The organism is Nostoc foliaceum FACHB-393 (assembly GCF_014698505.1).
In the GTDB taxonomy this organism is placed as follows: domain Bacteria; phylum Cyanobacteriota; class Cyanobacteriia; order Cyanobacteriales; family Nostocaceae; genus Nostoc; species Nostoc foliaceum_A.
The window spans coordinates 1-6,980 of sequence record NZ_JACJTD010000136.1; the positions used below are offsets into that span (position 1 = coordinate 1).

At 44.7% G+C, this 6,980-nt stretch carries 9 protein-coding genes; 1 reads left to right on the forward strand and 8 read right to left on the reverse strand.

The annotated features are described in order from the left end of the window. Nucleotides 1-84: 84 nt before the first annotated feature. Nucleotides 85-540, forward strand: coding sequence for an adenylyl-sulfate kinase (gene cysC / locus H6G92_RS37745; protein ID WP_190901867.1), 456 nt, complete (start codon nucleotides 85-87; stop codon nucleotides 538-540). Between the two features lie 176 nt (nucleotides 541-716). Here cysC and H6G92_RS41285 read toward each other — a convergent pair whose 3' ends face one another. The 8 genes from H6G92_RS41285 to H6G92_RS37775 form a co-directional block, all read right to left on the reverse strand. Continuing rightward, nucleotides 717-1,022, reverse strand: coding sequence for a DNA cytosine methyltransferase (locus H6G92_RS41285; protein ID WP_390625546.1), 306 nt, complete (start codon nucleotides 1,020-1,022; stop codon nucleotides 717-719). Continuing rightward, nucleotides 913-2,169: a DNA cytosine methyltransferase gene (locus tag H6G92_RS37750; protein ID WP_242059508.1), complete on the reverse strand. Its 1,257-nt coding sequence runs from the start codon at nucleotides 2,167-2,169 to the stop codon at nucleotides 913-915. The genes H6G92_RS41285 and H6G92_RS37750 overlap by 110 nt, the downstream gene beginning before the upstream one ends. Continuing rightward, nucleotides 2,166-2,558 carry an ASCH domain-containing protein gene (locus tag H6G92_RS37755; RefSeq protein WP_190901865.1) on the reverse strand — a complete coding sequence of 131 codons (393 nt, stop codon included), beginning with the start codon at nucleotides 2,556-2,558 and terminating at the stop codon, nucleotides 2,166-2,168. Before H6G92_RS37755 ends, H6G92_RS37750 begins: the two co-directional genes overlap by 4 nt. Nucleotides 2,559-2,599: 41 nt before the next feature. Then, entirely contained in the window at nucleotides 2,600-3,955 is a 1,356-nt protein-coding gene (locus H6G92_RS37760; protein WP_313890064.1) for a replicative DNA helicase, read from the reverse strand. Continuing rightward, complete coding sequence (locus H6G92_RS40105) at nucleotides 3,952-5,436, reverse strand: hypothetical protein (protein ID WP_242059509.1); 1,485 nt, start codon at nucleotides 5,434-5,436, stop codon at nucleotides 3,952-3,954. Before H6G92_RS40105 ends, H6G92_RS37760 begins: the two co-directional genes overlap by 4 nt. Nucleotides 5,437-5,548: 112 nt before the next feature. Beyond that, nucleotides 5,549-5,677, reverse strand: coding sequence for a hypothetical protein (locus H6G92_RS40715; RefSeq protein WP_277926947.1), 129 nt, complete (start codon nucleotides 5,675-5,677; stop codon nucleotides 5,549-5,551). Between the two features lie 49 nt (nucleotides 5,678-5,726). Beyond that, complete coding sequence (locus tag H6G92_RS37770; RefSeq protein WP_190901866.1) at nucleotides 5,727-6,326, reverse strand: alpha-ketoglutarate-dependent dioxygenase AlkB family protein; 600 nt, start codon at nucleotides 6,324-6,326, stop codon at nucleotides 5,727-5,729. Beyond that, nucleotides 6,323-6,832 carry a hypothetical protein gene (locus H6G92_RS37775; protein WP_242059510.1) on the reverse strand — a complete coding sequence of 170 codons (510 nt, stop codon included), beginning with the start codon at nucleotides 6,830-6,832 and terminating at the stop codon, nucleotides 6,323-6,325. Before H6G92_RS37775 ends, H6G92_RS37770 begins: the two co-directional genes overlap by 4 nt. Between the last annotated feature and the right edge of the window lie 148 nt (nucleotides 6,833-6,980).

The window sequence follows — 6,980 nt, forward strand, 5'->3', positions numbered from 1 at the left end:
ATATCTCATCAAGATGATTTTTCGTGTAATTACGTGTATTAATTGCAAATAAAATCACCTGATACACAAATGTAAGTTTTAGCGATCGCAGCTTTTTTACCCAACCTCACAAAATCGCGTTGCTCCCCTCATGGACTTGGATTTAGTAGACAAGACAGAGATATCAATGTTCGGCGCATTGGTTTTGTGGCCAACTTACTCAGTCGCAATGGGATAGTAGCGATCGTTGCCGCGATCAGTCCCTATCGTCAAGTTCGAGAGGAACTCAAAAAGACTTCTACCAACTTTATCGAAATTTACGTTCATGCTCCTATAGCCGTTTGTGAATCCCGTGATGTAAAAGGACTTTATGCATTAGCTAGAGCCGGACAAATTCAACATTTTACTGGGATCTCCGACCTCTACGAAGAACCAATAAATCCAGAGATTATCTGTCAAACCGATCGATTTACTGTTGAACAATGTGTTAACCAAGTGCTTCACTATTTAGAAACTCAAGGTTTGATTATCCTGAACGGTCAAGTCGCTTCTCGAAATTAAAAATTAAAAATTATTAATTAAAAATTGAAGAAGCAAATCTTAATTTTGCATTTTTAATTTTACATTTTTAATTCCCACATGCTAGGGTTTGTACCCAAAATTAATTATTGCGAATTGGTTTGGCCCCACGGCGGAGAAATGTACCAGCACTATTCTAAGTTTAGTCCATCGGTTAGTCATACAGTCACTCCTAATAATTTGCTCTGTGCAGATATAAATAGTTGTGTTGCGAAACTGGGCGGGACAGAATAGCCGATGATTGACCCAGCCGTAGCAGTCTCGTTGGGAAACTCGTACCAACTGGGAAACCCTTGTAACCTCGCCACACCTTGAATTGATAAGGATTTGACCGTACCATCCGGCAACCAGATATCAGCGAATTTGCTTCGGTTGCAACCTTTGTGATCGGTGAAATGCGATCGCCTCCGGCGGGCGCTCGCGCCATCGCAATATCGTATTGCAGGGTAGATGCCCAGGCTTATACTTCATTCCGTTGCGCCCCCCAACTCTCTGTATTAGCAGTGGCGTTGGTTCGTTAGCCGTCAGAAATTGTTCTACCGCTTGCCGTTGTTTGGGGAGTAGTTGAGAGTCGGGCATCGTGGGAATGAGATGAGTGATCACCTCGTACCAACCACAAGGTGTAGCTCCCGTAGGTAGGGCAACGCGAAACCCCCTACTGGCAATCAAAACTAACCGCCGCCGCGCCTGGGGCAGTCCAAAATCAGCCATGTTGACGACGCTGTAATCGACCGAGTACCCCTCTTGCTCCAAAGCATCCAAGATGACGGCAAAACTCTGACTGTTCTGATAGCGTGGGACATTCTCCAGCGTAAACACCCGTGGCAGCAACTGTCGGATGGCTTGAGCTACCGCGATCGCAGCCGTCAGATCGTCAGCCGTTTCAATACCCTTACCCGCTTTAGCTGTGTGGGCTTGGCTGAAGTTGGCGCATACTGGCGAGGCGTGAAGGTAATCGGGGCGGCGGGGAAAACCTAGAAATCCTGACTCTGCTACTTCTTGGACTGTTAGCTGGATTATTCTACAGCCATACTCGCTGAAGTTGTGGTGATGGGTTTTGGCGATCGCCCTGCTCAAGTCTGGTTTACTTGGGTCAAACTCTACTGCAATGACTGGGCGAATACCAGCTTGCACCATCCCCGTTTCAATCCCGCCGCCACCAGCAAAAAGTACTACGGCGATCGGAGCATCATCTGGCAGAACTGGTTTTAATTTTGTGTTATCAAAATTTTTGCAGACATCTGATTTTGGTGATGTCTTTTTGGATTTCGCTTTTTTGATAAAAGCGATAATATCTTCCTTAGTTGCCCCCTGCTGTTGCATTAGACGAATCATTGGAATAGCGCCAGGGGGAATTGAGCCGATACTTCGACCTTTCCATACTCCATCAACTCGTTCTTCCCAGTTAAAACCCCATCGCCACTGAGTCGGGTTGTTTGGGTCACGTTGGCCTATAACTCGTGGGTAAAAAACTATTGAGCCATCAAGTAGCTTTTTCTTTTCGAGATACGGATAGAGGCATCCTTGGCTATGCAGTTGTGAAGCTCTAAGGTCGTCCTCTAAGAATTTTTCGGGTATTGCAGATAACTCAACTATTACTGATTTAGTCATGCAGCCACCTCCATGACCAAATCATCTGGCACTTCAAAAATCCCCAGTTGACCAATGTAAGGAATCGGTGTAATCTCTCGTGGATTTTCCAGCTTCCAGTGATATTGCCCAGGCATCCCCCAACCAGATGCAACTTGTGAAAACTTGCAATCAACTATTGTGACAATACCGATGACTTGACCGCGACGGAGAGAGATTAGTTCTGGGATTACTACTCCCATGCTTTGACAAAATTCTTTCGCCTCAAAGTATTCTTTTTTGGTACAGGTTTTTGCGGCGTGAATCAGAATGTCGCCGCGATAATGAATGGGCCAGCCTCGGTTTTCAATATCCTTAAGAGCATAAATTATTGCCCATGCCCAAGGCTGACGGACGGATAGCGCTTTCATATATCGACCTCTAAGACTTAAAAAAAGTTCATTGCATCAAATTATCTTGCCAAGTTCAAAAATTTCGATGTGGATAAATCGCACAACATGGTCGCAGTGCCGAGCTTACCGTAAAGCCTGTTTTTTTCAACAATCAACTCGATAGTGCGATCGCTTGGGTCTTTTGTGTAAACAGCATCGCGGTAAAGCATGATTAACTGGTCGCAAACCTCAAAGATTTCACCAGAGTTACGTAACAGATGACGATTGGGGCGTTTGTCAGCCGTTGTTTGATTCCCCCGATTGATTTGACAGCCCAAGAAAACAGGGATTTTGTGAGACTTGGCAATATCCCGAATCTGGCGAGTAATCTTGCCGACTTCAAAAGCCATGTTCCCACCGGACTCCAAAGGAATCTGTTGCAAGTAATCAATGAACACAGCACCAATAGAACCACCAAATTCGGCAATGGCACGGCGCACCGCACTCGCAATCATTGGGGTTGTAGGGGAGGAATGCTCGTAAACCTTCCAAGGCAGTTCTACCATTTGTCCTATGCCTTGTGCTATTGGTTCCCAGTAGTGCTGAGTATTGGTTTGAATCATAGAAGCGTCTACGCCTGTGATTCGGGCCAGCATTCGGGCATTGAGTTGATTCTTATCCATTTCTGGAGTCACGTACAGAACTGGTTTTCCAAGTTTGGTCATGATTTCATAAGCGTAAGAAATCATAAAGTGAGTTTTGCCCATGTGCGACTCAGCAGCCACTACAACTAAGCTGCTGGGATAAATGCCACCAGTGATATTTTCAAGGTCGTACCAGCCAACTCTGTCACCTGCCATATTCCCCATCTCCAGCTTTTGAAAAAGTTCAACGCCCATGTCTTGCGCTGAGAAAACCAAAGAGCGTTCATCGCTTTGATTTTGGGTAACGCCAAAAACTTCCGCCTCAGCAAGGTTTAGTACAAGCGGTAGTTCAGTTTCTGTTTCGTAAGCGAGTTTGACAACTTCGTTCCCAGCTTTAATTAACTGCCGTCGTCGATATTTCTCCATCACCAGATCGGCCAAAGCATCGATGTTGACGGCGGATACAGTGCGGTCTACCAGAGTCGCTAATTTGTTTCTGCCACCAATGCGATTGAGCAAATTGTGGTCAGCCAACCATGCGGTGACAGAAAGTAAATCTGTAGGTTGGTATGTAGCATGAAGTTGGACTGCGGCTTGATAAATATCTTTGTGGGCGCTGATGTAGAAGGCTTGGGTTACTAAGCGATCGCTGATTCTAGTCATTGCTTCTGGGTCAAGCATAATTCCGCCTAAAATAGCTTCTTCAGCCTCAATGTTTTGTGGGGGCAAGTTGACTTGATTTCGATCAGGGGCAAAAGAAACTACGTTGTCTTGATTGCTGTACATAGTCATGCTCTAAGTGCTAATTTTAACTGCGCTTCAACTTCTCTCAAATTCGTGGTGGAAGATGGTTTGGAGTTGCTCGGAACTTTTGGCTCATTTGCTTTGGCTTGAAGTTTTGCCTTTAGCTCCAGCATTTGTGGGCTATGCTGATACTCATTGGATGGAACCCGAATGGATTGCTCTTGCTGACGGCGTATCCGGTCTTGTGCCAAGGCATCTTCGAGCGAACTGCTAGTGATATTTTTTACTTTGTGAGCCAAAGCAGTGCGCTGTTGAGGTAGGGGCTGTTTTTCTGTTTGCAATGCTTGGTTATAGCGCTGCATTAGGTTCGTCCACCCACCCTTGGTTTTCTCCCAGGTGTTCATGACTGCGATCGCATGATCTATTTCCTGTCGTGCGGAGCGTTTCGATTTAGTGGCTAATTCTTGTGCCAGGAAGTCCACGACTATGGGGTTGAAGTTCTGGTACAAGTTATTCAGCTTTCGCTCTCCATTGCGCCAAGGTAAAACCCAGCAATTCCACTTGATTGTTTCTCTGACAAGCAGTGGTAGAGAATCATCACTCATAGCAGTCGGGTCTGTTAACCAAGCATCAATCAGTTCTTTCACGTTCCGGGCTGTCTTGTAGGGACAGGTTAGTTGCGGCTTATTCGCTTGTTCGCGTTTCTCGAACGACCCCCCCGCAATAGTTGACCTACAAGAGGTGTTATCGGTTTGTTGCAAAGACTCGGATTTTTTTGACAACGAAGTGGGTAATTGTGGGGTTGGTTCTTCTGGGGTTGGTTTTTCTAAGCTTGGTTCTTCAAGTTCAATTTCTTTCGTTGTTAAATCAAGTTCTTCTTTTTCACACACACTTTCATGGGTGGGGGGCGCGGGTGGCGAAGCCAGGGGCGCATTGTGTGTAATCTCTGAAGTAATCTTTGAAGTAATCTCTGTATCTATTAGATCATTTTCACCTTTTCGGCAATTGGAATTTAACCTTTTCGGAAATTCCATTTTCACCTTTTCGGCAATTCCATTTTCACCTTTTCGGAAATTCACTTTTTCGTCAGAACCAGAAGCTACTTGTGTTTTGATATGTTCAGGAGCTAATGATGGAGTTTGAACTACAAGATTTAATAGTTCAAGAAAGTTCTCCCAGTCGATTCGGATATGTTTAGTTGGACTATTAGCAAATTTGTAAAGCGCAGTCACAATTAGATTTTTGGACTCTAATAACTTGATAGCTGTATCAAATTGCTTGGGTGTAATTCTGCACTCTTTCCACCAATCATCACGCTTTTTAGCCAGCCACTTGTGCCCCTCACGTTCAATTCTGAGTCGGGATTGCCCTTCATGATCCGGTAAATGCCAGTAAATGATCTGACTAAGTAAAATTCCAGCGATTAAGTCACCGCCAGCCACGTCTACATAACAACGTTTGACTTCTATCGTGTCCCTAGAACGCGATTCCCAGGCTAGAAAACTGTTTTGGTCAGAGAGCCAATTCATCTTTCTAGACCTCCTTTCATCATGTTTTCTGTTAAACTCATACCTGCACCTGTGTTAGAACTTGTTACTTTGTCATTCCCCTGCACTGCGCTATATTGCGGGGGTTTTTGCTTTAATTAGGCGCTTTTAAAGGAAATTCTCGCAATTGCAGTTGAAGGGGAAACTCTTTGATTTCGCCACCCTTACGATCGCGGGTTTTAAATTGTTGCCCCTGGTAGTAGGCATTTGCCCCCACAAACATAGGCGTTTGGGATTGTAGGCACTGTTGGGCAATAAACTCACTAATGCCGTTATCTCTTGCCCCCGATGTGTGGGCGAAATGTCAGATTAATCCGTGTGCTAACGACTTTATTGGTCTTCGGAACTTGATGCAGATAAGTACTCTGACAGCCTGGAAGCATCACTAGCAGACTCCCATGTTCCAGCCAGAAGTCAGTAGACTTACCCCCGATAGGCTTAATCTGAAACTTCCGCATCGAACCCAGACTGATTGATGCGATCGCTGGGTTAAATCCCATTGATGCTTCACTATCGTTGTGCCAGCCGATGCTGTCAGAGCCACTTCTGTACTGATTACCAATGACAATGCGGAAGCTATAGCCAGCAGTTGCGGTGATTCTGTCGCGTAACTTAGCGAGAGCGTCTGTCCAAGTTAATGGCTTGAGTAATACGCTCTTGGAGTAGAGATAATCACAGCCCTCATCACCATAAATGCACTCTAAGCGCGGAACAGGTATCGTCTTACCCAACATCCTGATTTGGTTTTGCTGCCATTGCAGTTCTTGGCAATGTTGGTAAAGTTCGTCTGCTTCATACTTGCTCAAGAAATCTGGATAATAACTGACTGGTAAAACAGCAGTTGGTTCATCAAAAAGTGTCATCTGTTTCATAATTCTCCTTTGGCGATCGCTTGAACAATTTCTTCTGCCCGTTCCTGTGAAATAGCCTGTTCTGGATTCTTGTAAAACCCAATAATTTCTGATTTGGGACGCACAATAATGCGTTGTCCTGTTGTACGTTTGTCCCATACAAAGCACGAAATGGTTATGTTATCGGTAGCCCAACGAGTACCCCGTTTGTCTTTCCGAAAACAGAAGCGTGGCAGAATCAGTACAAGTGATGGCGGATGCTGCTGCAAGAAATCAGCCCGGTCATCGCAAGGTTCGAGAAAACTGGTAAGTAAAAAAGCAGCCACACCCACACGCGTTTTCTGGTAGGCATTCTTGATGATTGGTGCAGCAAATTCCGCGTATGGTGGATTAGTACAAATCCAATCGCATTCTGGCAAAGAATCCCATGATTGAGATAACGTTGCATCATAGTGATAATCTGCCTCTTTGTTGGGGTCAATATCGTTAGTCCAGATTCTTCCAGTGTCAGGCCATACTCTTAACAAAGATGCGATCGCCCCATGCCCCAGGGCAAACGCATCTTATTTACTAATAAAAACTAAGGGAGATTCCAAAATGACATAGATAATTGTAAAAATTGATGGAATGATAAATAAAATAAATCAAGTATTTTTAAAAATGTGAATTAGCTTA